Annotated in this window: 18 protein-coding genes; 4 read left to right on the forward strand and 14 right to left on the reverse strand. The window is 54.4% G+C overall.

All coding sequences use genetic code 11. The features are described 5' to 3' along the window. Positions 1-3: 3 nt before the first annotated feature. On the reverse strand, positions 4-1,542 hold the full coding sequence (locus ACNQ6O_RS10570) for a fatty acyl-CoA reductase (RefSeq protein WP_418053176.1): 1,539 nt from the start codon (positions 1,540-1,542) through the stop codon (positions 4-6). A 442-nt stretch (positions 1,543-1,984) separates the two neighbouring features. On the opposite strand from ACNQ6O_RS10570, the gene ACNQ6O_RS10575 reads away from it, so the two are divergent. Both ACNQ6O_RS10575 and ACNQ6O_RS10580 read left to right on the forward strand, forming a co-directional pair. Then, positions 1,985-2,638: a class I SAM-dependent methyltransferase gene (locus tag ACNQ6O_RS10575; protein WP_418053177.1), complete on the forward strand. Its 654-nt coding sequence runs from the start codon at positions 1,985-1,987 to the stop codon at positions 2,636-2,638. A 44-nt stretch (positions 2,639-2,682) separates the two neighbouring features. Continuing rightward, entirely contained in the window at positions 2,683-3,690 is a 1,008-nt protein-coding gene (locus ACNQ6O_RS10580; protein WP_418053178.1) for a DUF2156 domain-containing protein, read from the forward strand. On the opposite strand, the gene murI is transcribed toward ACNQ6O_RS10580, so the two are convergent. Next, entirely contained in the window at positions 3,682-4,512 is an 831-nt protein-coding gene (gene murI / locus ACNQ6O_RS10585; protein WP_418053179.1) for a glutamate racemase, read from the reverse strand. The two genes, ACNQ6O_RS10580 and murI, sit on opposite strands and share 9 nt — an antisense overlap. Positions 4,513-4,514: 2 nt before the next feature. Beyond that, entirely contained in the window at positions 4,515-5,342 is an 828-nt protein-coding gene (nudC, locus tag ACNQ6O_RS10590; protein WP_418053180.1) for an NAD(+) diphosphatase, read from the reverse strand. Positions 5,343-5,478: 136 nt separating this feature from the next. On the opposite strand from nudC, the gene plsB reads away from it, so the two are divergent. Continuing rightward, a complete protein-coding gene (gene plsB, locus ACNQ6O_RS10595) occupies positions 5,479-7,950 on the forward strand; it encodes a glycerol-3-phosphate 1-O-acyltransferase PlsB (protein WP_418053181.1) in 2,472 nt (823 codons plus the stop codon). Positions 7,951-7,981: 31 nt separating this feature from the next. Here the strand turns inward: plsB and ACNQ6O_RS10600 are convergent, their stop codons facing one another. The 9 genes from ACNQ6O_RS10600 to cysM all read right to left on the reverse strand — a co-directional run bounded on the left by ACNQ6O_RS10600 (position 7,982) and on the right by cysM (position 20,031). Further along, on the reverse strand, positions 7,982-8,806 hold the full coding sequence (locus tag ACNQ6O_RS10600) for a class I SAM-dependent methyltransferase (protein ID WP_418053182.1): 825 nt from the start codon (positions 8,804-8,806) through the stop codon (positions 7,982-7,984). Between the two features lie 18 nt (positions 8,807-8,824). Continuing rightward, complete coding sequence (tsaB, locus tag ACNQ6O_RS10605) at positions 8,825-9,532, reverse strand: tRNA (adenosine(37)-N6)-threonylcarbamoyltransferase complex dimerization subunit type 1 TsaB (protein WP_418053183.1); 708 nt, start codon at positions 9,530-9,532, stop codon at positions 8,825-8,827. Positions 9,533-9,564: 32 nt separating this feature from the next. Further along, on the reverse strand, positions 9,565-10,218 hold the full coding sequence (gene adk / locus ACNQ6O_RS10610; RefSeq protein ID WP_418053184.1) for an adenylate kinase: 654 nt from the start codon (positions 10,216-10,218) through the stop codon (positions 9,565-9,567). A gap of 228 nt (positions 10,219-10,446) precedes the next feature. Then, the gene (locus tag ACNQ6O_RS10615) at positions 10,447-11,817 is read right to left on the reverse strand and encodes an HDOD domain-containing protein (protein ID WP_418053185.1); all 1,371 of its coding nucleotides are present in this window, start codon (positions 11,815-11,817) and stop codon (positions 10,447-10,449) included. Between the two features lie 65 nt (positions 11,818-11,882). Next, positions 11,883-14,528, reverse strand: coding sequence for a phosphoenolpyruvate carboxylase (gene ppc / locus ACNQ6O_RS10620; RefSeq protein ID WP_418053186.1), 2,646 nt, complete (start codon positions 14,526-14,528; stop codon positions 11,883-11,885). Positions 14,529-14,609: 81 nt separating this feature from the next. Beyond that, on the reverse strand, positions 14,610-15,449 hold the full coding sequence (mazG, locus tag ACNQ6O_RS10625; protein WP_418053187.1) for a nucleoside triphosphate pyrophosphohydrolase: 840 nt from the start codon (positions 15,447-15,449) through the stop codon (positions 14,610-14,612). Continuing rightward, entirely contained in the window at positions 15,446-17,683 is a 2,238-nt protein-coding gene (gene relA, locus ACNQ6O_RS10630; RefSeq protein ID WP_418053188.1) for a GTP diphosphokinase, read from the reverse strand. The genes mazG and relA overlap by 4 nt, the downstream gene beginning before the upstream one ends. Positions 17,684-17,756: 73 nt before the next feature. After that, positions 17,757-19,109 carry a 23S rRNA (uracil(1939)-C(5))-methyltransferase RlmD gene (gene rlmD, locus ACNQ6O_RS10635; protein WP_418053189.1) on the reverse strand — a complete coding sequence of 451 codons (1,353 nt, stop codon included), beginning with the start codon at positions 19,107-19,109 and terminating at the stop codon, positions 17,757-17,759. Positions 19,110-19,137: 28 nt separating this feature from the next. Next, complete coding sequence (cysM, locus tag ACNQ6O_RS10640; protein ID WP_418053190.1) at positions 19,138-20,031, reverse strand: cysteine synthase CysM; 894 nt, start codon at positions 20,029-20,031, stop codon at positions 19,138-19,140. A gap of 158 nt (positions 20,032-20,189) precedes the next feature. On the opposite strand from cysM, the gene ACNQ6O_RS10645 reads away from it, so the two are divergent. Continuing rightward, positions 20,190-23,054, forward strand: coding sequence for an ATP-binding protein (locus tag ACNQ6O_RS10645; protein WP_418053191.1), 2,865 nt, complete (start codon positions 20,190-20,192; stop codon positions 23,052-23,054). 5 nt (positions 23,055-23,059) lie between these two features. Here ACNQ6O_RS10645 and pdxJ read toward each other — a convergent pair whose 3' ends face one another. Together pdxJ and recO are read right to left on the reverse strand one after the other, a co-directional pair. Further along, positions 23,060-23,794 carry a pyridoxine 5'-phosphate synthase gene (gene pdxJ, locus ACNQ6O_RS10650; protein WP_418053192.1) on the reverse strand — a complete coding sequence of 245 codons (735 nt, stop codon included), beginning with the start codon at positions 23,792-23,794 and terminating at the stop codon, positions 23,060-23,062. Continuing rightward, positions 23,791-24,531 carry a DNA repair protein RecO gene (gene recO / locus ACNQ6O_RS10655; RefSeq protein WP_418053193.1) on the reverse strand — a complete coding sequence of 247 codons (741 nt, stop codon included), beginning with the start codon at positions 24,529-24,531 and terminating at the stop codon, positions 23,791-23,793. Before recO ends, pdxJ begins: the two co-directional genes overlap by 4 nt. Between the last annotated feature and the right edge of the window lie 7 nt (positions 24,532-24,538).

Genomic DNA, 24,538 nt, shown 5'->3' on the forward strand with positions numbered 1-24,538 from the left:
CATTCAAGCTGCACGTTTTGCTTGCTGTTTCGCCCGCACCCGTTGGCTTTTTCGGGGTTTCAGGGCGTATCGGTTGAGCCCGGCCAAATGAATTTTCCGCAGGTAGGATTCCCAGTCAATGGCGCGGGCATCAACGGGAAACAAACTCTGGTCAACATCACCCGAACGCTTGGCCAATGCAAGCAGCTCGTCATTTCGAAAAATATAATCCGGTGTAGTGTAAAACCCGAAGATCGTCGCCAGCGACTGAGTGGTATCCAGATTTCTCAGCCACTTTAGATCCGTCCGACTCCCCAAGCGCTTAAGAACCCCGTTGGTCAAACTCAGAGGCAAACGCACACCACTCACTACCAGATCGAACAAGGTTCTGTTTACCGCAACAAAGGGCTTGGTGGGTTTTCGGTAAAACAGATGATCGTAGGCGGCATAGTTCACTTTTGCTTCGGCAAGCAGATGATCGATGAACTCGCCGATGGTGATTGGGTTCGAGCTGCCACTGCAACACTGGTAGATTCTGTGGGTATCCGGCTCGGCCACAGCCTCTGCCAGTGCAAGAATGATGGAATTAGCGACAAGATCCACGGGAATGACATCGATAACCCCCGAGCGGTCCCCCGGAAACAACGACACTTTCTCACGGGCATAAGCGAGAATAATCGCATCGGCGACCTTGACCCCCTCAATCCAGCCAGCCGCCGGCTCCTCCAAAGCGCTTTCAATAATAGACGGCCGAACAAGCGTCAGGCTTCGACCCTGCAACGCCTTCATCAATAACTGTTCACCCAGCCATTTGGTAAACGTGTAGGTGTCACTCCAGCCGTAGCGCCGAGCTTCCCGAAGCCCCAGTTCGACCAATCTTTTTTCCAGAGCTTTCCCATTATAGCGGACACGTTCATCGTCAATTTTACTCTGCAGATCCTCGACTAGGGATTCCACCTCGTAATATCCGTGCCCAGAACGCGGTATCGACTTCTTCGCTGGCTTTATGATGGCCTCGTCTACCTGCCCGCTATTCATACCATTCACATAGCAAGTAGATACCTGCAATACCGACAGCTCAGAATTTAATCGCGCAAGCTCGGCGATGTTTTCCAGGCAGAGGGTGTTGATGTTCAGAGCTTGATCGAGCGCTTCCTGAAAGTTCACGCTGGCCGCAGAGTTGATCACGGCATCCAGATCACCGGCTAACTTGTGAAAATGTTCACGTCCAATTCCGAACGACGGTTCGGTGACCTCACCGGTGATGCAGTGAATCTTTTCGGCAATAAACGACTCAAAAGCCTCTGGATCGCTTTCACGCATGCGATCAAATACCGACGAGGTCGCAACCTCTTCGAGAAACCGACTGCGGGCATCCGCATGCTTTCGGTTAGCTCGAATCAACAGATAAACGCCACCAATATCTGGCACGGCTCTCATCAGTTTTTCCAGCACCACCTTGCCTAAAAAACCAGAGGTGCCTGTAATCAGCACCCGCTTACCCTTAAGCCGCTCCAATACCTGAGATGTCGCCGTACACGCTACTGCCTGCTGATTCGCCATTTTCTGAACTCCGTCTCTTACACCCGTTTACCGGATCAAGCACCCCAGTTGCTGGGCAATGCCTCGTTCTTATTTTCGCTCAATGTTTGCACACCCAGTATGACAAGTGGGTGACGAACTGCATACTTAACGAACAAACCTTCCCCACATTATGTTTGATCACATCCGAAGTCAGCAAAATCCTTAATTCGAGAGTCCGTTACCTCGCTTACACACACTAACCGCCAGGATTGTCTGACACTCTGAAGAGAAAGGTTGACGGGGTTTGCAAAGCATTGCAGCTCGTTACTTTTTGTATCCTGAAATGCGTGCTACTGCACATATTTCGCACACCGCCTTCTCTAATCTAGTTCTTGCACGCACGCCACCGAAGCAACCATTTAAACGGTTAACAACGACAAAAAGGTGGTGGCAAACAGAGACCAAGAAGAAGGCAGCCATCATGCGCGACAAGTACAAATATATCGGTCCCGTCTACGATTTCCTCAGCAACCTTTACAGCGGCAAAAACATTCATCACTGCAAAACCGCCATGCTGGATGTTGAAACTGTGCAAAAGGGCGACCGAATTTTATTTGCCGGTGTCGGCCATGGTCGTGACGCCATTCGCGCAGCAGAGCTCGGGGCCGATGTAACGGTGGTCGATCTATCTGAAACCATGCTTCGCAAGTTCGGTGAAGCCCAACGTGAAGAAGCCCCTCACCTGACGATTCGCCGCATTCACAGCGATATCATGAAAGTGGATGAGGTAGGCCAATACGACATGGTCGTCGCCAACTTTTTCCTGAACGTGTTCGATGAAGACATGATGGTTAAAGTGCTGGAACACCTTATCAGCCTAGGTAAGTCGGACGCCAAAATCGTCGTTGGCGATTTCTGCTACCCGACCGGGAACATATTCTCTCGCGCGTTCAAAAAGCTGTATTGGTATATGGCGGTTTTTGTCTTCTGGCTGTTCGCCAACAACGCCTTCCACAAGATCTACAACTATCCCGAACACATGCAGCGCCTAGGCTTGCAGGTGCGAGAGAAGAAACACTTCAAGCTTCTTAACATGGATTGCTACTGGTCAATTCTTGGCCAGAAAAACACCTAAAACCTAGCAACCAGCACAATAAAAAGGGTTACGGGAGCTTTACTATGTCAGACCAAATTCTCGCACTCGATGGCGTCAAAGAGAGCGCTGCTAGTCAGTTTACCTTTTCTGAACGGGTGAACTACCTGAAGCAACACGGCACGCACTCCCAGTCGTTCTCCACGCTACAACCGGGCATGCAGTATTTTGATCTACCGGGTGTGGGCTACATTGCCTACATGCGAAAGTGGGGAGGCACCTTCGTATTGTCCGACCCGGTCACTGCGCCGGCTGACTTCCCCGTGATTCTTGAGCAGTTCCAGCAGACATTCCCGAACGCCTCATACGTTCAGGTGTCCAAGGCTGTTGTGGACTTTCTCCACCTGCGCTTCGGACTGTACGGCACTCAGTTTGGTTGCGAGTCCCGGATCAATCTTCAAAAATGGTCACTGACAGGGAAAAAGAAACAAATCCTGCGCACCGCTCTGAACCAGGCAGAGAAGCATGGGATTATCGTAAAAGAACGCTACAGCGACGACCATACCCGAGAAATATCCGAAGCATGGATTCGCACCCGCAAGTGCAAGAGCAATGAAATCCGGTTTCTTATTCGGCCGATGGAAATGGATTACCGGGAGAACGAACGCCACTTCTATGCTTACCAAGACGGCAAGGCCGTTGGCTTTATCTATTTTGATCCGATTTATCACAACAATGAGATTATCAGCTACGTGCCGAATATCTCGCGGGCAAATGCTGACTTTCGCCAAGGCATTTTCTACACCTTGATGGCCCATGCCATGGAGGTCTTTAAGGAAGAAGGGGTTCCGTTCATTGATCTCGGCCTGATTCCATTGTCGCTGGACAAGGCCACGGAACATCAGGAAAGCCGGCTGTTGAAGAAACTGATGCACGGCATTTATGAAAAAGGAAACTTCTTATACAACTTCAAAGGCTTGGAGTTCACGAAGTCTCGTTTCCGGGGCGAAAACTTCAAAACCTACTGTTGCCACAAACGGGCCATTCCGGCTCTAGAATTCTTCGCGATGTTCAAGCTGACCCGGCTACTTTAAGCTGGGCCAGTGGCTCTTCACCTCGGCGGCAGGGATCCCCATCCCCGCCAGAAAGCGTGCAATATCGACGGGTGCCGGGCCGGTAAAACAGGCGGCTATCACCACCGCGTCGGATAGCCCGTTGGGGGGCTCCGCAACAGTCAGCCGATCAGCTTGCTTGAGCCAATGGCCAACGCGCCGTGCAATCGCCTCCCCTGAATCTACCCAAAACACTACGTCTGGTAGACTTTTCCGAAGCCAAGGCAACAACAGTGGGTAATGGGTGCACCCCAATACCACGGTGTCCACGCCACGATGATGTAACGGAAGCATCACCTCATCCAATTGAGCTTGTGCCGGCGCCTTACCGGACACCAACTCTTCGGCCCAGCGCACCAGATTCGGATCGCCTAATCGCGTAACCTCACAGTTGCCCGCAAAATCCCTGATGAGTTCGTCCAGATAGGGACGCTTGACGGTAGCGGGGGTTGCCAGCACACCAATCTTTCGATTCACGGAGCACGACGATGCGGGTTTTATCGCCGGTACCACGCCCACCACCGGGATGTCGGTTCGAGCTCTCAGATGAGGCAATACAACCGTGCTGGCCGTGTTACAGGCAATAACGATGACATCGCATGAAACTTCCTGCAGGCATTTTTCAATCAGCGTGCAGCAGCGTTCGATCACCACCTGCTCGTGCTGATCGCCGTAGGGAAAACCCGCGTTATCAGCCAGGTACAGCAATTCTGCACCGGGCAAGGCCCGATGAATGCAGGCGGCTACACTGAAGCCACCAACACCGGAATCGAACACCAGTACTCGAGGGTTACGCTCGCCCATCGTCAGGATGACTCTCCGCCGATAGCAATGGCGTCTTTCATCGCCTGAATCAATTGCCCTGAAATAGTGCTCACAGGAGGGATAGGAGGATGATCATCTGGGGTGTACCAACCGGCATCCGCCAGCTCATCTTCCTGAAGCACGAGGTCTCCGCCCTGATAGTCCGCAAAAAAGCCCATCATCATTTGGTGAGGGAATGGCCAGGCTTGGGAGGACTGGTAGCGGACATTCCCCACATCCAGCCCGGTCTCTTCTTTCACTTCTCGGATAACGGCTTGTTCGAGGCTCTCACCGGGTTCAACAAAGCCAGCGACCAAGCTGTAAAAGTTTCGGGCAACACGTGACGACTTGGCCAACAAAAACCGGTCATCGCGGCGAATAACCACAATGACACACGGTGAAATTCTTGGATACCAAGGAACATTGCAACGGCCACACCAGCGCGCACGCTCTCTCGGGTGGGCTTGCGTAGGTTCACCACAACGGCCGCAGAAGCGGTGATCTTGCCACCACTGCCAAACTTGAAATCCGGTGCTAAGAAGCTCCACAGGAGCTTCTGGCATCTGTAATATCGCATCTCTAAGGGAGACGGTACTTAAACCCGGCAACCCTGTGTCGGGCAAGGTGCTGACAAAGAGCCTATGTCCGCACCAGGTTCCCAGGGTCAAAGCTTCCGGTCGGCTATCACCCATTTCCGGACCGCCCCAGCGCAAAAACCACCCATTACCGGGCTTCAGAATGCTGTTACCGCAAAACGCCAACAACAGATCACCCTCTTTTGGCGCCTCGTCGCTCCAACCGGGCACCCACTGCGCGCTGTGATTCACCATACCCAGACCCTATTTATCGAACGCTGGAAAGCAATGTAACACATCAATTTTACCGGCCAGAATGACTATACGACTTTTCGCCCTCGCGACAACCCGTTAAACTTGGCCACTGTTTCCAGGTCCGGAGTTACACCTTATGCGATTTTATCAGGGCGTTCGCAGCCTGATCCTGTGTTTTTTCCGCAAGATTCTGTTTTTATGGGTTCGCACAGACGTCAGCGGCAACACGCTGGAAGATCTCGGGCTCGATCCCGAAAAGCCGGTATGTTACGTGCTCCAGTACAGCTCATTATCCAGTCGCTTGGTTCTGGAACAGGAGGTGATCCGTGCCAATCTAGCAGGCCCTGCCCCTGAACTACCGGTCAAAAACAACTCCACACACTCGTTCTTCTTCCTTTACCAACGGGTGGGCGGGCTCTTCCGAGGCCGCAGGCAGAAGCCGGTGCCCACCAAGGAATTCAGTGAACTCGTTAAGTTTGGAGTAAACCATCCGGACAAGGATGTACAAATTGTCCCGGTTTCTTTGTTCTGGGGACGCTCACCCGACAAAGAGAAGTCTTTGGTCAAGCTCCTGCTTTCTGACACTTGGTCCGTTGCTGGACGACTGCAGAAGTTGTTGTTAATCCTGGTTCACGGTCGTAATACCTACGTACAGTTCAACCAGCCTTTGTCGCTTAAGTTGGTGGTTGATGAGTACCGTAACAACGAAGAAAAAGCCAGACGCAAACTTGGCCGCATTCTGCGCACACACTTCCGTCGAGTACGTCAGGCGGTCCTGGGGCCTGACCTATCTCACCGCAGAACGCTGGTTGAAGGCCTGCTGCGCACTCAAGCTGTAAAAGAAGCCATTCGCGAGACGTCAGCCAAAGAAGGCATAGCTCCGGAGAAAGTTCGCGCCCGGGCCTACAAGTACGCAGATGAAATTGCCGCCAGCATGTCCATCGTCACCATCCGCTTTATGGAGCGGGTACTTGCGTGGCTCTGGAATCGCATCTACAACGGCATTGCGGTCAGTAACATTCAGGTCGCGAAGGAAGCCGCGCAAGACAGCACCGTCGTTTACGTGCCCTGCCACCGTTCCCACATCGATTACCTGCTGCTGTCCTATGTGCTCTATAAAAACGGCCTTATGCCGCCCCATATCGCAGCCGGTATTAACCTGAACATGCCGATTGTCGGCCCTATCCTTCGCCGTGGCGGTGCCTTCTTCATGCGCCGCAGCTTCAAGGATAACCCGCTGTACGCCACAGTATTCAATGAATACATGCACGTGATGTTCACTCGAGGCTATTCGGTCGAATATTTCGTTGAAGGCGGCCGCTCCCGAACAGGTCGAATGCTGCCACCCCGTCCGGGTATGCTTGCGATGACGGTCCGCAGCTTCCTGAGAGACCACCGCAAACCCATCGTATTCGTGCCGGTGTATGTCGGCTACGAGAAGGTAATGGAAGGCCGTTCCTATCTCGGAGAGCTGCGCGGCAAGAAAAAACAGAAGGAAAGCGTATTCGGGCTAGCCAAAACTGTCCGGAAACTCAGCAACTCTTTCGGTCGCGTCTCTTTGAACTTCGGTGACCCTATCCCGTTAGCCAATGTGCTTGATGACGTTCGGAGTACTTGGCGCGAGGAAGCCTATGACGCAGAATTCCGGCCCGATTGGCTCAATGACGCAGTATCAGAACTGTCTCAGCGGGTGGCTGGCAACATCAATGCCGCGGTGGCGGTCAACCCTATTGGCATCACTGCAACAGTACTGCTCGGTACTGAGCGCATGGCTATGGACGAGGGTCAATTAGTGCGTCTGATGGACCAATTCGCCAGTATGCTCAAGGCCTACCCCTATGCCGACACCGTTACGCTTCCAGAAGGCGACGGGAAAGACTGGCTTGCCTACTGTGAAGGCATGGGCTTGGTCAATCGCCTGCCGCAAAAGTTGGGGGACATCATCTCACTGGAAGGCTCCAATGCCATTTTGATGACCTACTATCGCAACAACATTCAGCACCTGTTTGCCCTGCCAGCGCTGGTTGTGAGCCTGTTTGAAAACAAGGCCTGCCTGCGCCGGGAAAAAATCATCTTCCTGACCAGCGTTGCTTATCCTTACCTGCAGTCAGAGCTTTTCCTTCGTTACTCCCAGGACGAGATCGAAAACGTCATCAATCAATGGATCGATGTACTGATTCAACAGGGGCTCCTCGTGACCCTCGAAGAAGACAAACTAGGCCGGCCAGAAGAAGGCACTGAAGCGATGCTGCGGGCACGCATTCTCTCGCGCTTTGTTATCCAGACCCTCGAGCGTTATCACATCGCGCTGGGTATTCTGCGAAAGTACGGCTCCGGCAAACTGACCGCGGCTGAACTGGAAGAACAAAGCACCTTGCTGGCCGAACGAATGTCGATTCTGTTTGGTCTGAACGCGCCGGAGTTTTTCGACAAAACCCTATTCCGCAGCTTCATTTCCAACATGCAGAAAAACGACGTTCTCATTGCCGACGAAGAAGGCCGACTGTGTTACGGCGAAGGGTTGGATGAAGTAGCAGAAGATGCCCGACTGGTGTTGAGCGTTGAGAAACGACAGGCCATTCAGCAGATCACCATGATGAACGCCTGAACCCGTAATGCTCTGCCGAGTTAAATGTTTTTCAGCTCGGCAGAGCCTTCAGTGGATAGATATCGTAACGACTGCTTTTTCCCTCAACCTGAGTGGCAGGCTCCAGCCCTGTCACCGAGGGTGCTTTGCGGGGCCGCTTGACCACTACCCGGTAGCGAGCAGCTGCCAACGCCGCTTCCAGTAATTGTTCCGAGTCGTCGTCATCTCCAACCACCTGCCGGAACACCTGCATTTCCTTCTTCACCAGGGCCGATTTGTCGCGGTGGGGAAACATCGGGTCCAGATACACCACATCCGCAACCTCCGTGCCGGCTTTTCTCAGCCAGTCGACGGAATTGCCGGTTAGCAAGGTCATTCGCTGCACTACAGCGGCGCATTCTGCGTTTAAGGCAGCCCGAGCCAAGCCGTCAGCCAATAACGCATGAATAACCGGGTTACGCTCGAACAGCGTAACTTTGCATCCCAACCCCGCCAACACGAACGCGTCTTGCCCCAAACCAGCCGTGGCATCGAGAACGTGTAACTCGGCTTTGGTTTTCTGCAAACCCACAGCACGGGCTACCAGCTGCCCGGTGCCGCCACCATGTTCGCGCCTATAGCCCATCTTTCCGGTCACAAACTCGGCCCTGACAGGCCCGGGAGCGCCTTTTCCGGTTAGCTGCAGGGCTAGCCCCTGGTCATCCATCATCAGCAGCACAGGAAAATCTCTGACCAGCTTTGGCTTCACCAAACCTAACCAGGTTAACCCTAGCTCATCGGCAAGACTTTTAGCTGCATAGCTATCTCCCAAAGGAGCACAACCAACGGCAACAACTTGTTCAAGAGGGATAGAATTTACGGGTGAGTGATCAGGCATGGCGGTGGTCTCCCGAGACTATTCCCGCCCCGGGAGTTTCTTCCAGGTAACTTCATCACGAACGTAAACCGGCTGAGCCTGCGCCGCAGGAACCGCCTCGCCCGCATGAAATCTGGGGATCGCCAAGCGCGCGACATGAGCAGCCCTTGGCACCAGAGAACTATCAACTGAGACCATTCGAGTTGGAACAGCCTCCGGCATGTCGCTTTGAAACTTCCAGCCTTGACCTGCACCAAACCAGGTGCCGGTTATATCGCCCGACTCGGGCAGGCTGACGTTTTCCGGATGACACACACGTTCGTCACCCAGCATCACAGGCAAGCCATCACGGCAGGCAAAGGTCGCCCAATAGACCTCACTCATGCGCGCGTCGAACGCGACAGCCACGCCACTACCCTCGGGTAACTGGCGTTCTTCAATGGCGTTGAGCGCAACAGCGGCCAAAGACGACACCGGCACGACCGGCAGATCCAAGCCCCAAGCCAGGCCTTGAATCACACCGGTCGCTATACGCACACCGGTGAACGAGCCGGGACCACGAGCAAAGGCTAAGACATCCAGATCGGAAGGTTTCAGGCCCTGCTCAGCAAGCAGCTCGCGAACCATGGGCATTAAAAGGCGAGTATGGCCTCTCGGGGCCAGTTCAAACCGCTCGGTAATCTGGCCATCCAGCCACAAAGCGGCGGAGCAGCCTTCGGAAGACGTATCCAGTGCTAACAACTTCACAGATCAGGCCTCCGCGGCTACCCCGGTTTCAGTTACTTAAGTTGCGACAGGATCTGGTCGCGAATGCTGTCCAGGCTACCAACACCTTCAACGCGAACGTACTTAGGCGCGTCTGCAGGTGCCTTCTCGGCCCAACCCTGGTAGAAATCAATCAGCGGTGCTGTCTGGTCATGATAAATACCCAGGCGCTTACGTACCGTTTCTTCTTTATCGTCTTCACGCTGAACCAGATCTTCACCGGTTTCGTCGTCTTTGCCGGCAACCTTCGGTGCGTCGTACTTCACGTGATAGATGCGACCACTGCCTTCGTGTACACGACGACCAGATAGACGGCTAACAATTTCTTCGTCATCTACGGCGATTTCGACAACATAATCGATATCAATACCCTGATCCTTCAGCGCTTCAGCCTGAGGAATCGTGCGCGGGAAACCGTCCAGCAGGTAGCCGTTTTTGCAGTCTGGCTGCTGAATACGCTCTTCAATCAAGGCAATAATGATGTCGTCAGACACCAAACCACCGGAAGCCATCACCTCTTTCACCTGCTTGCCCAGCTCAGATTCCGCTTTAACGGCAGCGCGCAGCATGTCACCGGTCGAGATCTGAGGGATATCGAACTGGCTGGTGATAAATTGGGCTTGAGTGCCCTTGCCCGCACCTGGCGCGCCTAGCATGATGATTTTCATAACGTTGTACTCCCGTTGTCTTAAATTGTCGTTCGAAAAGTTGTTGCAAAAACCCGCGTTTTTGCGACAACCTCTCTCAAATCACGAGGGGGCTTCAGTGGTCCCCGACGAGAATCGAGGCCGCATTATACGAACTCAGCCCCTGCAGAGAAAGTCGACCTCTGTATCATCGCGTATTTTAAATAGATGCAAACTGTATGTAGCAGGACTGAGCAAGCGCTAGTTGGCTCAAGAAGACAAGGAGGATGCGAGCACATCCAGATCAGAAGATACTTGTTCGACGTCTTGCTTAACCAATTCCAATTCCGATAAATCCAACCCTAGCGCTTCGGCCAGAGCAGGCACATCGTCGGGATTAAATTCATCCCCGATGCCCTGCTCTTTCAAAACGGCATTGGCCAGTTGAACCATGGCGACATATTCTTCATGATCGCCGTGGTAACCGATATGCTGATGCATACCCGCCGCTTTGATCACAGGCTCAGGCAATTGCCAAAGTCGATGAAGGATACCACCGATAGCACCGTGACCGACCGAAAGAATGCCTTCTTGTTCACTGTGCCCGAGCACTTCCTGCTCTAACGCTTGCAGACTGGCTTTCGGATTCATTTCTCTGAGCGCGTTCAGCTCATCGAATTCCGTCGGGAACAAATGCCCTACCAGCAATAAGCCAAAGTTATGTAGCAAACCACAGAGATACGCCAAACCTTTATCGTGGCCTGCACGAGCAGCCAAGCTCTGACACAGGAAAGCACAGTAAAGCGAGTGACGCCAGAAGTTGTCCATTCCCAAGGGCCCTTTACGCGGCACATCAAAGGCTTGGGCAGACGCAATTCCCAGCGCTATATGAGCAACGCGATCAAAGCCCAGCACTCGGGTAACCGCTTCCTGAACCGAATTGATCTGACCGGGGTAGGCAAACAAAGCTGAACGAGCATAACGCATGATCTGTGCCGTCATGCTGGGATCGAATTCGATCAGTTCTGACAATTCCTTGGCCGAAGCCTCTGGATTCCCTCTCAGCCGGAGAATACGCAACGCCAAAGCGGGCATCGGCGGCAAGCGATAAAGTTTCTGAAGCTTGTCAGCGACTTGCTCCAGTGTCAACGCTTCTCGCTGCCCAACACCTTGTCCGTGAATAACCAGACGCCCTTCCCTTGCCCCCGCCAACGCAAGCCGCAGCGAACGTCCATCCATTTCCAACAATGAATGGTCAGTGCCAGCGGTAAAGGCGACCGTATCGGCAGAACTCACGTCTTCGTCCAACAGCACGGGAACGCCCCAAGCTGCGCCCACAGGCGGAACAAAGCCCGGTGCACAATCACTGAATAAGCGCGAAATCTGGCGGGCAGTCAAAGGCTGCAGGCGACGACCGGTCAGCTGTTGCACCGAATCCAGATCAAGGGTGCTGTCGAAACGGTGCACGGCCATCACCACACCGGTAATGTCGATCAGCATGGTGGCCTGAATAAAGTCATGCTGTGGTCGCCCTGAAGCGAGCACCAAGGCGTCCATGCTGTTGGCTACGTCGATTTCAACTTGCCGATAGGCAATGCCTTCCCGGCTCAGAAAGTGCGCCAGTTTCTCTGCCACTGCCAACAGTGCATACTCCTTTTATCATGACGTCTGGAATGCGGCGACAACCCCGCCGCACCCACTGGAGGTTACCCCGTGTTACGCATACCGGCGGATATCCCGGCCATGGTCACCTTAAGAGCCCGTTCGACCAGTTCGGGCACGTCGGTTTTACCCTCACACTCCCGATCTCGACGCAGCAACTCAGCCTGCAAATAATGCAAAGGGTCGGTATACGGATTCCGCACTCGCATGGAGTGGGCAAAGACCGGCTCATCCTCCAGCAAGCGCTCCTGCTCTTTCAGCTCGAGCAAGCGATCAATACACCCTTGCAAGCGTTCCCGAAGGTTAGCTCCCAGCGTTTTCAGCGTGTCATCTTGCACCAAGGTTTGCTCATAGTAGGTGGCAATTCTCAGATCTGCCTTGGCCAACACCATTTCGAGCATATCTACGTAGGTTTGAAAGAACGGCCAGCCCTTCATCATTTCCCGCAATTCTGGCAACCGATTTTGTCGCGCGGCTTCTTCCAGCGCCACGTCGCTTCCTAGCCAGCTCGGCAGCATCAAGCGCATCTGAGTCCAGGCGAAGATCCACGGAATCGCCCTTAGACTTTCCACACCTCCTGTCGGTTTACGCCGTGCAGGTCGACTACCCAGCGCCAACTTGCCCAGCGCCGTCTCCGGTGTAACTTGCCGGAAATAAGGCACAAAGTCCGGGTTCTCCCGAACTACGTCGCGATAAGACTTGAGCGAAATATCCGTGAGCCAATCCATCACTTTCCGCCAACTGTCCTTGGGCACGGGTGGTGGCGCTAGAGTCGCTTCAACGACTGCGGTGGTATAAAGCGTCAAACTTTGAACTGCCAGCTTCGGTAAACCGAATTTAAACCGGATCATCTCGCCTTGCTCGGTTATCCGGAAACTGCCGTTCACGGATCCCGGAGGCTGCGACAGGATTGCCCGATTGGCCGGGCCGCCGCCACGACCAACGGTGCCACCACGGCCATGGAACAAGGTCAGATGCACGCCATATTGGCTGGCCACTTCGGTCAATTTTTCCTGCGCTTGGTACTGCGCCCAAGCAGCCATCATTTGGCCGGCATCTTTGGATGAATCCGAGTAACCGATCATCACTTCCTGACGGCCCCGGCAATACTCGCGGTACCAATCCACCTGATACAGGGCGGCCATAGCCTCCGGAGCGCCTTGCAGGTCGCTGAGGGTTTCAAACAGCGGCACCACCCGCATAGGGAATTTCATTCCGGCTTCGCGTAACAGCAGGATGACGCTCAGAACGTCCGACGGCTGACTGGCCATCGAGATTACATATGAACCCAACGCTTCTGGCGTCTGCTGGGCCACTACTTCGCAGGTTGCCAGTACTTCCCGAACGGCCTCAGAGGGCTCCCAGCCACGGGGAACCAGTGGCCGACGCCCCTGCAACTCACGCAACAGAAATGCCTGCCGCTCGGACTCTGTCCAGGATGCGTAATCACCCATACCCACATAGTCCACGATTTCGGCCACCGCCTCGGCATGGCGAGCCGCTTCCTGGCGAATATCCAGACGAATTAACGGCAGCCCGAACGTATGGGCCCGGCGAACGATATCCAGCAACGGACCATTGGCAATATGCTCCAACCCACAGTCCACCAGAGATCGGTAACACAGCTCTAAAGGTGCCGTCAGGTCTTCGTTTTCGAACAAGATATCCGTGGCATCGGCGACTTCGCCTTTGGCTCGGGCTGCAGCCCAATCACGGGTTTTGATCAGGCGATCCCGCAACTGCCCCAAGATAACCCGATAAGGCTCTCGAGAATCACCAGTTTGAGCTTTCAGCTCCTCACTGGCCTGCCACATGGACAGTTCGGCACGTAATGCTTTGATATCTCGAAGATAAAGGTCCGCCGCCATCCAACGACCAAGAAAAAAGACTTCTTGGGTCACTGCATGGGTCACATTGGGGTTACCGTCACGATCCCCACCCATCCAGGAGGCAATTTGAACGGGCGTGGCTGCAAGGGGGAGGCCTTTGCCCGATGCGTCTATCAGCGATTTGTCCAAATTACGCAAGAATCGCGGCAGCGCCTCCCAGAGACTGTTCTCAATAACCGCAAACCCCCACTTGGCCTCGTCAACAGCTGTGGGCCGCTCGTAGCGGATTTCGTCGGTATGCCACGCTTCTGTGATCAACTGCGAGAGACGGCTAACGATGTCGTCCCGTTCATCGGGAAGCAGATCGCTGTGATCCAGTTTCTCAAGGCAATCCGACATCTCGTCATACTTCATAATCAAAGTACGGCGAGCCACTTCGGTTGGATGCGCGGTCAACACGAACTCTATGTGCAGGTCCGCCACTCTCCGGTGCAACTCTTCAGGCGCAACACCGCGAGCCTTCAGGCGCTCAAACACCTCGGTAAGAGATTCCACCGTCAAATCCGACGCATGTCCCTGTTTGCGGCGAATGCCATGATACTGCTCAGCGAGGTTAGCGAGATTCAAAAACTGGTTGAAGGCGCGGGTAACCGGAAGGAGTTCATCGTCACTCAACTGTCCGAGCATGGTGACCAGGCGCTGGCCAGAACCGCTTTCTTGCAATCGATCGGCCTTGGCTGCGGCCCGAAGCTCCTCGATTCGATCGTAACAATCTTGCCCGGGAAACCGTTGGATGCTTTGGCCCAACAGCTCACCCAATAAACGTACGTTTTCTCGCAAGTCAGGATGCAGTTCAGTCACGTTGAGTTCCTTTTGAATGAACAGAAACAATCTGAACTTACGATACTAAGGATTCGCCAAGAACGCCATCAGGCCTTAAGGTTAGCCCTTTTCAACGCCTTTGACTTGCTGCCAGATCGCATCAAGGGCTTCGAGACTTTCACTATCCAGATCCCGCCCTTGTTCACGCAGAAGCCGCTCAATCGCACGGAACCTGGCGTCAAACTTGTGGTTGGTTCGCTCCAAAGCCTGCTCAGGGTTCACTTTCATGAATCTGGCCAAATTCACGCACACAAACATCAGGTCACCCAGCTCATCCTCTACCGCATCCCGGTCGCCGGTGCCCGCTTCCGCTGCTTGCCAAGCCTCTTTCAGCTCATCAATTTCTTCGTGGAGCTTGTCGAAAACGGGCGCTATGTCAGGCCAGTCAAAGCCATGATTGGAGGCACGCTTTTGCAGTTTTTCAGCCCTCGCGATGGCCGGAAGGCTTCGGGCTATTCCATCAAGCCGGCTTACCGGCTCCTCGGTAGCTGGCTTGCTTGCCCGCTCTTCCGCTTTAATACGCTCCCAACTGGCTTTGATCCAAGCCTCATCCGGGCGATTGTTCGGGTCAATCCGACTGCCCAGAGTACCCTCCGGAAACACATGCGGATGCCGTCGGATCAACTTGCGGACCAAGTGATCTACGATGGCGTCGAAGTCGAAATGGCCGTCTTCTTTACCAATTTGGCCGTAGAAAATCACCTGGAATAGCAAATCCCCAAGTTCATCTTTCAAGTGCGGGAAATCCTCCCGGGCGATGGCATCTGCCACCTCGTAGGCTTCCTCAATGGTATGGGGCACAATCGTGCTGTACGTCTGCTTGGTGTCCCATGGACATCCGGTTTCCGGTTCACGCAGGCGCGCCATGAGGGTTTTCAAATCTTCGATCGAATAGCTCATGTGCGCTTTCGCCTTACGTCGATGATGTTCGGCAAGTTACGTACCTGCGCCAACAGTCGAGCCAGCTGTTCGAGGCTGGAAATCTCGACCGTCACCCGCATGGTGGCGGTATTTTCGTCTTTGTTGGTCTGCGTTTGGAGCGACAGCACGTCACACTTCGAGTTCGAGAATACCTGGGTGATGTCCCGCAACAGGCCAGAACGGTCATAGGCTTCAATTTCAATTTCAACCGGATAAACCGCCGCCGGCTGACCACCCCAATTGACCTCAATGATACGATTCGGCTCCACTTCCCGAAGGTTCAGGAATGTCAGGCAGTCCTGCCGGTGCACGGTAACACCGCGTCCAACGGTGATGTAGCCACCAATAGGATCACCGGGCAACGGTTTGCAACAGTTAGCGACTTGCGTTTTAAGCTTGCCTACACCACGAATCTGGATATCGGAGTCTGTGCTGTAACCGCTTTTCCGGGCCGGGCTCAGCTTCAGATCCAGCTGTTCAGTTTTCGGCTCCAGCATCTGCTGGGCCACGTTCGCCACGTGAGCAGGCCTCAGGTCACCGGCACCGATGGCCGCAAACATATCGTCAGCGGAATGGTAGTTAACCCGCGTGGCCAGCTCGGTCAGGTTCAGGTCGTAAAGCGACAGACGTTTGAATTCATCTTCGAGGATGGCTCTTCCATCGACGATATTGCGGCCACGATCTTGCTGCTTAAACCAGCTCGTTACTTTCGCTCGGGCACGGGAGGTCTGTATGTAGCCCAAACTGGGATTCAACCAATCACGACTGGGCGCCGGATTGTTGGAGGTCAGAATAAAGACCTGATCGCCGGTTTTCAGCGGATAGGTCAGCGGCACGATTCGGCTGTTGACGCGAGCGCCACGGCAAGCGTGACCGATTTCAGTATGCACCCGATACGCAAAATCTACCGCCGTTGCACCCTGCGGCAAATCCACCACATGGCCTTCTGGTGTGAACACGTAGATTCGATCGGGCACGAAATCCGATTTCAGGTGGTCGGCCAAACCAGACAGGTCGCCCAACTCTTCCTGCCACTCCAGAACTTGGCGTAACCAGTTAATCTTAGCGTCGTAGCCGCTAGACTTGTTGTTTGTATCCGTGCCTTTGTATAACCAGTGGGCGCAAACGCCCAGCTCGGCCTCTTCATGCATGGCGTGGGTACGAATCTGGACTTCCATCACCTGCCCTTCGGCACCCACAACGGCTGTATGCAGCGATTGATAGCCGTTCTCTTTCGGATTGGCAATGTAGTCATCAAACTCATTCGGTATGTGGCGCCAAAGCGCATGCACAATGCCCAGTACTGCGTAGCAATCCCGCACTTCCGGCACCAGAATACGCACGGCTCGAATATCGTATACCTGAGAAAAATCGATGCCCTTCCGGCGCATTTTTCGCCAAATGCTGTAAATGTGTTTGGCGCGCCCACTCAGTTCGGCGTTTATGCCCGAAGCTTTCAGTTCAGTCTGCAGGGTCTCGAGGACGCGGCGAATGTAGCTTTCCCGGTCCAGGCGTTTTTCATCCAGCAGTTTGGCGATTTTTTTGTAGGCCGTGGCGTGCAGGTAACGGAAGGACAAGTCCTCCAGCTCCCATTTGATGTGTCCAATACCAAGCCGGTGCGCCAAGGGGGCGTAGATATCAAACACCTCCCGGGCAACCTTCATGCGCTTTTCATCGGAGGTATCTTTAATCGCCCGGATAGCACAGGTTCGCTCGGCCAGCTTGATCAACGCCACACGGACATCATCAATCATGGTCACCAGCATCTTGCGCACGTTATCGAGCTGTCCTTCGCTCTGTCCCAGCACATTACCCTTGAGGGGATGGTGAATCGAGGAGATCGCCGCCATCTGCTGAACACCGTTGATCAACCCGGCGACTTCATCACCAAATTCCTTGCGAATTTCTTCGAGCCCGACCCGCTCTTCCCGAACAGCACGGTACAACACCGCAGCCACAAGACTGGCCTGATCAAGATGCAGCTCGGCCAGAACCTGAGCCATCTCTAGGCCGGTGTGAAAACTGTTGGCACCCGGAGCCCACAACCGGTCTTCCCGAAAAGCCTCCAGAGCAATCCTGTCAGCCTTTTCACAGGCTAGGCGGAGCTGTTCCGGGTTCTCCAGAGGGGTCTGCTCCGCAATGCGATGAACCCAACGGCCAATATCCACTTCGCCGTCGCCGGTTACTCCGTAATCTTCCCTAACTTTTACCATAGCAAGGACTTACCTGGTGCTGGCCCGGCGTTTCTGGATCTACCCTGACCTCAGAAAACCGGGCTCTACGAACTTATTTGCGCTTATCGCGCACGAATAAGGCGATCGACTCTACATGCGTAGTGTGCGGGAACATGTCCATCACACCGGCACGCACGAGGCGGTAGCCGTTATTCACCATAACGCCGGCATCTCTGGCCAAGGTTGCCGGATTACAGGAAACATACACAATCTGGTCCGCTCCGAAAGCCGTCAGGTACTTACAAATGTCTTCAGCACCGGACCGGGGCGGATCAATCAAGATTTTATCAAAACCTTCTTTGGCCCAGCTTTGGTCGGTGAAGTCGCCGTGCAAATCCGCCCCGAAAAACTCCACGTTATCCAGGCCATTTAGCTTGGCGTTCTCACGGCCACGCACCACCATAGCATCGTCGCCTTCTACACCCACGACCTGCCCGCCCTTCCGGGCCAAGGGCAAGGTGAAGTTGCCAAGGCCACAGAACAGATCCAGTACCCGCTCACCCGGCTGTATATCGAGCCACTCAACCGCACGATGTACCATTTTGGTGTTGATACCGGCATTCACCTGAGTGAAGTCCATCGGATGGAACTGCATGGTCAGGTCGAACTCATCCATGCGGTAACTCAAGCGCTCATCGTCGCGACCGGAAGACTCCGGCCAAATGCGGTGAACCGTATCCGGGCCTTTCGGCTGCAGGTAAATATGCAGGTCATGCGCCTGACCAAATGCAACCAGCTTTTCCTGATCTTCAGGCACCAGCGCGTCCATATTCCGGAACACCATGGCCGCGTGATCATCACCACAAGCCACTTCGACTTGCGCAATCCGATCAAAGGCCGCCATGCCGTGTAGCAATTCCCGCAACGCCATGATTCGCTCGCCAATGCGAGGATCCAGCACCACACACTCGTCAATATCGGTCAGGAAGCTGTTACGCTTCTCCCGGAAGCCAACCAGAACGGACTCGCGAGCTTTCACGTAACGAACACCCAAACGGGCTTTACGGCGGTAACCAAGCGACTCCGGAGAGCGCATGGGCTCCACCCACTCTTCCGGTTCAATGCCGCCAAAGTGCGCAAAATGCTCGCGCAGGGTATTTTCCTTAAACCGAATCTGAGCGTCGGCGCTCATGTGCTGTAGGCTGCATCCGCCACACAAGTCGGCAAATTTACACGGTGGCTGTTGGCGATCCGGTGCGGCTTCCAACACTTCCAAAGTGCGGAGCTCATCAAACTTGCTGCGACTGCCTACTACTTTTGCCATCACAGTTTCGCCCGGCAAACCGCCATCAACGAACTGAACTTTACCATCGGCACGGGCAATGCCCCGGCCATCGTGGCCCAGGCTTTCAATCTCACAGCGCACGGGTTCTTGCGGCAGAACCTTACGGCGGCGTCTACTCATATTAGATAGTCTCTTGTCAGTTTCCGGCTCAGGCGCTCGGGAATACGCCGGTGGATAAGTAACGGTCTCCGCGATCACAAATAATGGCAACGATTACGGCATTTTCAACCTCTCGAGAGAGCCTGAGCGCGGCCGCAATGGCACCACCGGATGACACCCCACAAAAAATCCCTTCTTCTCTGGCCAGGGCTCGCATGGTGTCTTCCGCTTCCTGCTGGCCGATGTCCAGCACGGAATCCACTCTTGCGGCATCGTAAATTTTTGGCAGATACGCTTCGGGCCAGCGCCGGATACCCGGAATAGAAGCACCTTCTTCCGGCTGCAACCCGACAATCTGAACGTCCGAATTACGCTCTTTCAAGTAACGAGAAACGCCCATGATGGTGCCAGTGGTACCCATGGAACTAACAAAATGAGTCACTCGCCCCTCGGTCTGCTTCCAAATCTCCGGCCCGGTGGTGCGGTAATGAGCCAGCGGGTTGTCCTGATTACTGAACTGATCCAGCACCTTGCCCTTACCTTCGGCTTCCATACGGATAGCCAGATCCCGGGCGCCTTCCATGCCTTCTTCCCGAGTGACATTAATCACCTCGGCCCCGTAGGCCCGCATGGATGCCCGGCGCTCCTCGCTCAGGTTATCGGGCATAATCAATATCATTCGATAGCCCTTGATGGCAGCGGCCATAGCAAGGGCAATTCCGGTATTGCCCGAGGTTGCTTCAATCAAGGTATCACCGGGGCTGATGTCACCACGGCGCTCTGCTTCCTGAATCATGCTAACAGCCGGTCGGTCTTTCACCGAGCCAGCAGGATTGTTGCCCTCCAGTTTCGCCAAAATGACGTTACTGGTATCACCCGGCAAGCGTTGCAAACGCACCAGTGGGGTGTGGCCGACATAATCTTCAATAGTGGGGAAAGTCATATTGAAACCCTGTGATACACTTTCGGGGTCGAATCATACTCGCTATAGCCGTTATGTCCCAATACAGCTTATCGCTATATCCATGACCACTGGCTATAAATGAGTAACGTGCCTTCCCCGGCATCGCCGGGAACTTATGAGAATAACAGGAACAACATATGCGACGGTGGGGCATTCGCAAAAAAGTCTTGGTGGTAACACTCGTTCCCACCCTCGTTACAACCATATTGCTGGGTCTGTTCTTTACCCACAGCTGGATAAACAACATTGAAAGCCTGCTCCATGACCGCGGTGAATCGCTATCACGCCAACTGGCAGCCGGTTCTGAGTATGGCCTGTTTACGGCCAACCGGAGTCTGCTCAGCAACCTCTCCAACGCGTTGCTGGAAGAGCAGGACGTCCGCTCCATTTCATTTTTCACGCCCGAGGGCAAACGTCTATTGCATACCGGCCCAGGCAGTTCCGATGTTATTTCTCCGGACGCCTTTAAACCCGATCAAGAGGTTAAGTTAACGCTCAACCACACCACTCGATTCATCAATCCCGTCCACCTTCAGGATCTGAGCATCGAGACCATGATCGTGCCAGAGGCTCGTTTGACCGCTGCCCGGGCTCAGAACCCACTGGGCTGGGTGATGGTCGAGATGTCCCACACTCGCACCGAAAAAGAAACCTACAAAGCCCTCCTCATCTCTCTCCTGATGATCATCGGTGGCGTCTTCCTCAGTATGGGTATCGCCATGCGCCTCAGCCGGGCCTTCACCGACCCGGTGTTTCAATTAAACGAAGCCGTCGCGCTGCTCAAGGAAGGCAAGCTGGAAACCCGGGTGTATACCGGTGCAGGCCCGGAGTTCGAACAATTGGAATCTGGCCTGAACGACATGGCATCGGAGCTCGGTAAAGCTCAAGCTGAAATGCAACAGAACATTGATCAGGCCACTGAAGACCTGCGCGAAACACTGGAAACCATTGAAATCCAGAACATCGAGCTGGACTTTGCCCGAAAGGAAGCCCTTGAAGCCAGCCGGATAAAATCCGAGTTTCTGGCCAATATGTCCCATGAAATCCGTACGCCGCTGAACGGCATCATCGGCTTCACCGAACTGTTGCTGAAAACCCCGTTGCCAAGACAGCAACGCGATCACCTGAACACCATTCGTAAGTCTTCAGAGATTCTTCTGACCATCATCAACGACATTCTGGACTTCTCGAAGATCGAGGCCGGAAAGTTGTTGCTCGACCGAGTACCCTTCCCGCTCCGGGATATCGTCGAAGAAGTGATGACCATGCTGGCACCGGCGGCACACGCCAAAAACCTCGACCTCGTGCCCTTGGTTTACAACGATGTGCCCGATCACATTGTTGGCGACCCTCTGCGAGTCAAGCAGGTCATTACCAACCTGGTCAACAACGCCATCAAGTTCACCCAAACCGGTGAAGTTGTGTTGCGCGCCAGCCTCGAAGAAGAAGACGCCGAGAACAATCGTGTCACTTTGCGCCTGAGCATTACCGATTCCGGTGTGGGCCTTTCCCGCGCCCAGCAGCAATCTTTATTCAATGCATTCAGTCAGGCGGACGCCTCGACAGCCCGACAATACGGTGGCACTGGCTTGGGACTTGCTATTTCCAAGCGACTCGTAGAAGAAATGGGCGGAGAAATCGGGCTGAAAAGCGAGCTGGGCAAAGGCTCAACCTTCTGGTTCACGCTCACCCCCGAGCTCTCGTCGGCCGCTGACAGCGGGCCATCCAGAGAAGCACTGCGCGGTGAACGAGTCATTTATCTTGAACAGCAGAAAACCACAGGGCTTGCTGTCGAGCACTTGTTACGGGACTGGGGCATGATCGTGGATCGCGTCTCTTCGCCGGCAGCACTTCAGGAGCACGTTGAAGAGGCTCAACTGCATCAGGAAGGGTACGCAGCCGCGATTATCGGCATCACTCGCCACTTACTGAATTCCAACCAGTACGGCAACTTGCTTCGCACACTGGAAGTGGAAAGGGACTGCCGTACCTTGCTTCTAACCCCCACACTGGAAACCCTCGACACGCCGCTTTCCGGCTTATCCAGCGGCCATCTGACCAAGCCGATTTGCCGGGATTCGCTCTACGACGAACTGCTGGCACTCATACACGGCATTCGTTCCGGCCATCGCGAAGACGCTCCAGTGCCGGTAAGGGAGTGTAATCAAGTCAAAGCCCCCCGAATTCTTGCGGTTGACGATAACGACGCCAACTTGAAGCTGGTCATGACGCTGCTGAAAGACTGTAAAATCAACGCCGAAGGCGCTTCAAGCGGCTTTGAGGCTCTGACTAAGGCCCGCAAGCAGCCGTTTGACCTGATCTTCATGGATCTGCAAATGCCGGGAATGGACGGCGTCGAGGCGACCGCGAGAATCCGTGATCTGGACTCCGATTCCCACTACACCCCGATCATCGCTCTCACGGCTCACGCCCTGGCCGATGAACAAGAACGGCTCTCACAGCAAGGTTTCGACGGCTACATGCCCAAGCCGATCAATAGCCGACAGCTCAACGAACTGGTCTGCGAATACACCGGCTACGACTGCAAATCCACCGGCCCATTCTTCAAAATCGCGGAGGTCCGGGATACCCGAAAAGTCCTTCGCCCGTCTAACCGGCGGATACAGCAGGATTGCATGAGCATCGGCGAGAGCATCCAGTTGGCCGCAGGCAAGGCCGATCTGGCAGAAGAGTTGTTCAGCATGTTGCTTGAACAGCTCCATACCGATGCACCCCGGATTCAGAAGCTGTGGGACGAGGGTAATCTAGACGATTTGCTTGAATGTATACACAAGCTGCACGGTGCCACCCGATATTGCGGCGTGCCCGAGCTTCGGGCCGCCGCCAACCGACTTGAAACCGCCATGAAGCGCGAAGCGGCTGATCGTGAAATTATTAAAGATCAGCTGTTGTCTGCGATCGACCGATTGCAGAACTGGAGCGAACAAACCGACTGGCAATCGCTATTTCGTGAACAGCGACGACAGCCGGAAACCTACTAAACGAGTTAGGCCCGCGCGCGATCCAAAATCGCGCGCATATCTTTCACTGCATCTTTCAAACCGGTGAACACAGCGCGAGCAACAATGGCGTGACCAATGTTCAACTCATTGATGCCCGGAATGGCAGCCACTCTTTCAGTGTTGTGGTAATGCAAGCCGTGCCCGGCGTTAACAATCAAGCCTTTCTTGCGGGCATATGCAACAGCGTCTTCCAGAATTTTTATTGAAGCTTCTGCCTGCACTGGCGTTGCCGCTTCGGCATACTCGCCGGTGTGCAGTTCAATGACCGGCGCGCCACAACGGACAGCAGCATCAATCTGGACGGGGTCCGGATCAATAAACAGAGATACCTCGGCTCCAATTTTTGCTAATCGCTCACAGGCGTTTGCCACACGCTCTTCCTGGCCATCGACATCGAGGCCACCTTCGGTGGTCAGCTCCTCGCGCTTTTCCGGCACCAGGCAGACACACTCAGGTTTAACCTGTTCGGCAAACGCCAGCATGGCATCGGTGACGGCCATTTCCAGGTTCATTTTGGTCTGTAAAACGTCCTTAAGCAGCAACACATCGCGATCCTGAATGTGTCGTCGATCTTCCCGAGGATGCACCGTGATGCCATCGGCTCCCGCCTCTTCAGCGACCAAGGCGGCCTGTACCGGGTCGGGATAGCGGGTACCCCGCGCCTCTCGCAAAGTGGCCACATGATCAATGTTTACACCAAGCAACACTCTGGGATTCATAAGGTTCTCTCTGATGAAGAAACGGAATGACTGAATAGACTTCGGCTGTGTAGCGGCTTTCCCTGTAACAAGAAATCGACAAGCACACGCATGACGCGCTTAGCCGTTTTACGCGCCATCTCATCGCTGTAGTCGTCACTAGCCAGCGCAATCAAGGCTTCGCCGGGCAGTCGCCCTAAGCGAACGTCTGCACCACTAGCGGCGACAATACCTTGGGCAGGATCATAACCATAATACTGACCAACCTCTACCGGGCTTCCGGTATCGGTGGTTTGATGCCACGAAAAATCGTACCCCAAAGCGCCTGCGAAGGCCCTCTCGAAACGTCGCAGTATCGGCTCAACATCGCCGTTAGCCTTTACGCCGGACAAAGCCTGAAGGCTTTCGATGTAACTGGCAAACAACTGCGGGTGGGGGTCTGCAGCAGGAAGAATGCGCTGCAGGAGCTCATTGATATACAACCCGCTATACAACGCTCGGGTTTGACTTAAACGGGGCGCCTCTCGCAGCTCTAGTTGCACCAGAGTTTTGAGATCGCTTTTACCGGTCCAGTCGATCAACAGCGGCTGAAACGGTTGGAGCTGCGCCTTCAAAGGGCTTTTAGCGCTATTGCCGCTGCGGGCAACAACGCTCATACGGCCATGATTCAGGGTGAAGACATCCACCTGTAACGCAGTTTCTCGCCATGGCCGCCGATGGATGACATAAGCGGGCTCTTGATGCACCGCCCCTCTCATATCAACC

Source organism: Marinobacter sp. SBS5, assembly GCF_048285575.1.
GTDB lineage: Bacteria > Pseudomonadota > Gammaproteobacteria > Pseudomonadales > Oleiphilaceae > Marinobacter.

Excerpts from the sequence above, each read along its gene's own strand:
- ACNQ6O_RS10570 (WP_418053176.1), bottom strand. The coding sequence starts at position 1,542 with ATGGCGAATCAGCAGGCAGTAGCGTGTACGGCGACATCTCAGGTATTG.
- murI (WP_418053179.1), bottom strand. The coding sequence starts at position 4,512 with ATGGGCGAGCGTAACCCTCGAGTACTGGTGTTCGATTCCGGTGTTGGT.
- ACNQ6O_RS10645 (WP_418053191.1), top strand. The coding sequence starts at position 20,190 with ATGCGACGGTGGGGCATTCGCAAAAAAGTCTTGGTGGTAACACTCGTT.
- recO (WP_418053193.1), bottom strand. The coding sequence starts at position 24,531 with ATGAGAGGGGCGGTGCATCAAGAGCCCGCTTATGTCATCCATCGGCGG.
- adk (WP_418053184.1), bottom strand. The coding sequence starts at position 10,218 with ATGAAAATCATCATGCTAGGCGCGCCAGGTGCGGGCAAGGGCACTCAA.
- ACNQ6O_RS10600 (WP_418053182.1), bottom strand. The coding sequence starts at position 8,806 with ATGCCTGATCACTCACCCGTAAATTCTATCCCTCTTGAACAAGTTGTT.
- rlmD (WP_418053189.1), bottom strand. The coding sequence starts at position 19,109 with ATGAGTAGACGCCGCCGTAAGGTTCTGCCGCAAGAACCCGTGCGCTGT.
- ACNQ6O_RS10580 (WP_418053178.1), top strand. The coding sequence starts at position 2,683 with ATGTCAGACCAAATTCTCGCACTCGATGGCGTCAAAGAGAGCGCTGCT.
- nudC (WP_418053180.1), bottom strand. The coding sequence starts at position 5,342 with ATGGTGAATCACAGCGCGCAGTGGGTGCCCGGTTGGAGCGACGAGGCG.
- ACNQ6O_RS10575 (WP_418053177.1), top strand. The coding sequence starts at position 1,985 with ATGCGCGACAAGTACAAATATATCGGTCCCGTCTACGATTTCCTCAGC.
- mazG (WP_418053187.1), bottom strand. The coding sequence starts at position 15,449 with ATGAGCTATTCGATCGAAGATTTGAAAACCCTCATGGCGCGCCTGCGT.
- relA (WP_418053188.1), bottom strand. The coding sequence starts at position 17,683 with ATGGTAAAAGTTAGGGAAGATTACGGAGTAACCGGCGACGGCGAAGTG.
- plsB (WP_418053181.1), top strand. The coding sequence starts at position 5,479 with ATGCGATTTTATCAGGGCGTTCGCAGCCTGATCCTGTGTTTTTTCCGC.
- pdxJ (WP_418053192.1), bottom strand. The coding sequence starts at position 23,794 with ATGAATCCCAGAGTGTTGCTTGGTGTAAACATTGATCATGTGGCCACT.
- cysM (WP_418053190.1), bottom strand. The coding sequence starts at position 20,031 with ATGACTTTCCCCACTATTGAAGATTATGTCGGCCACACCCCACTGGTG.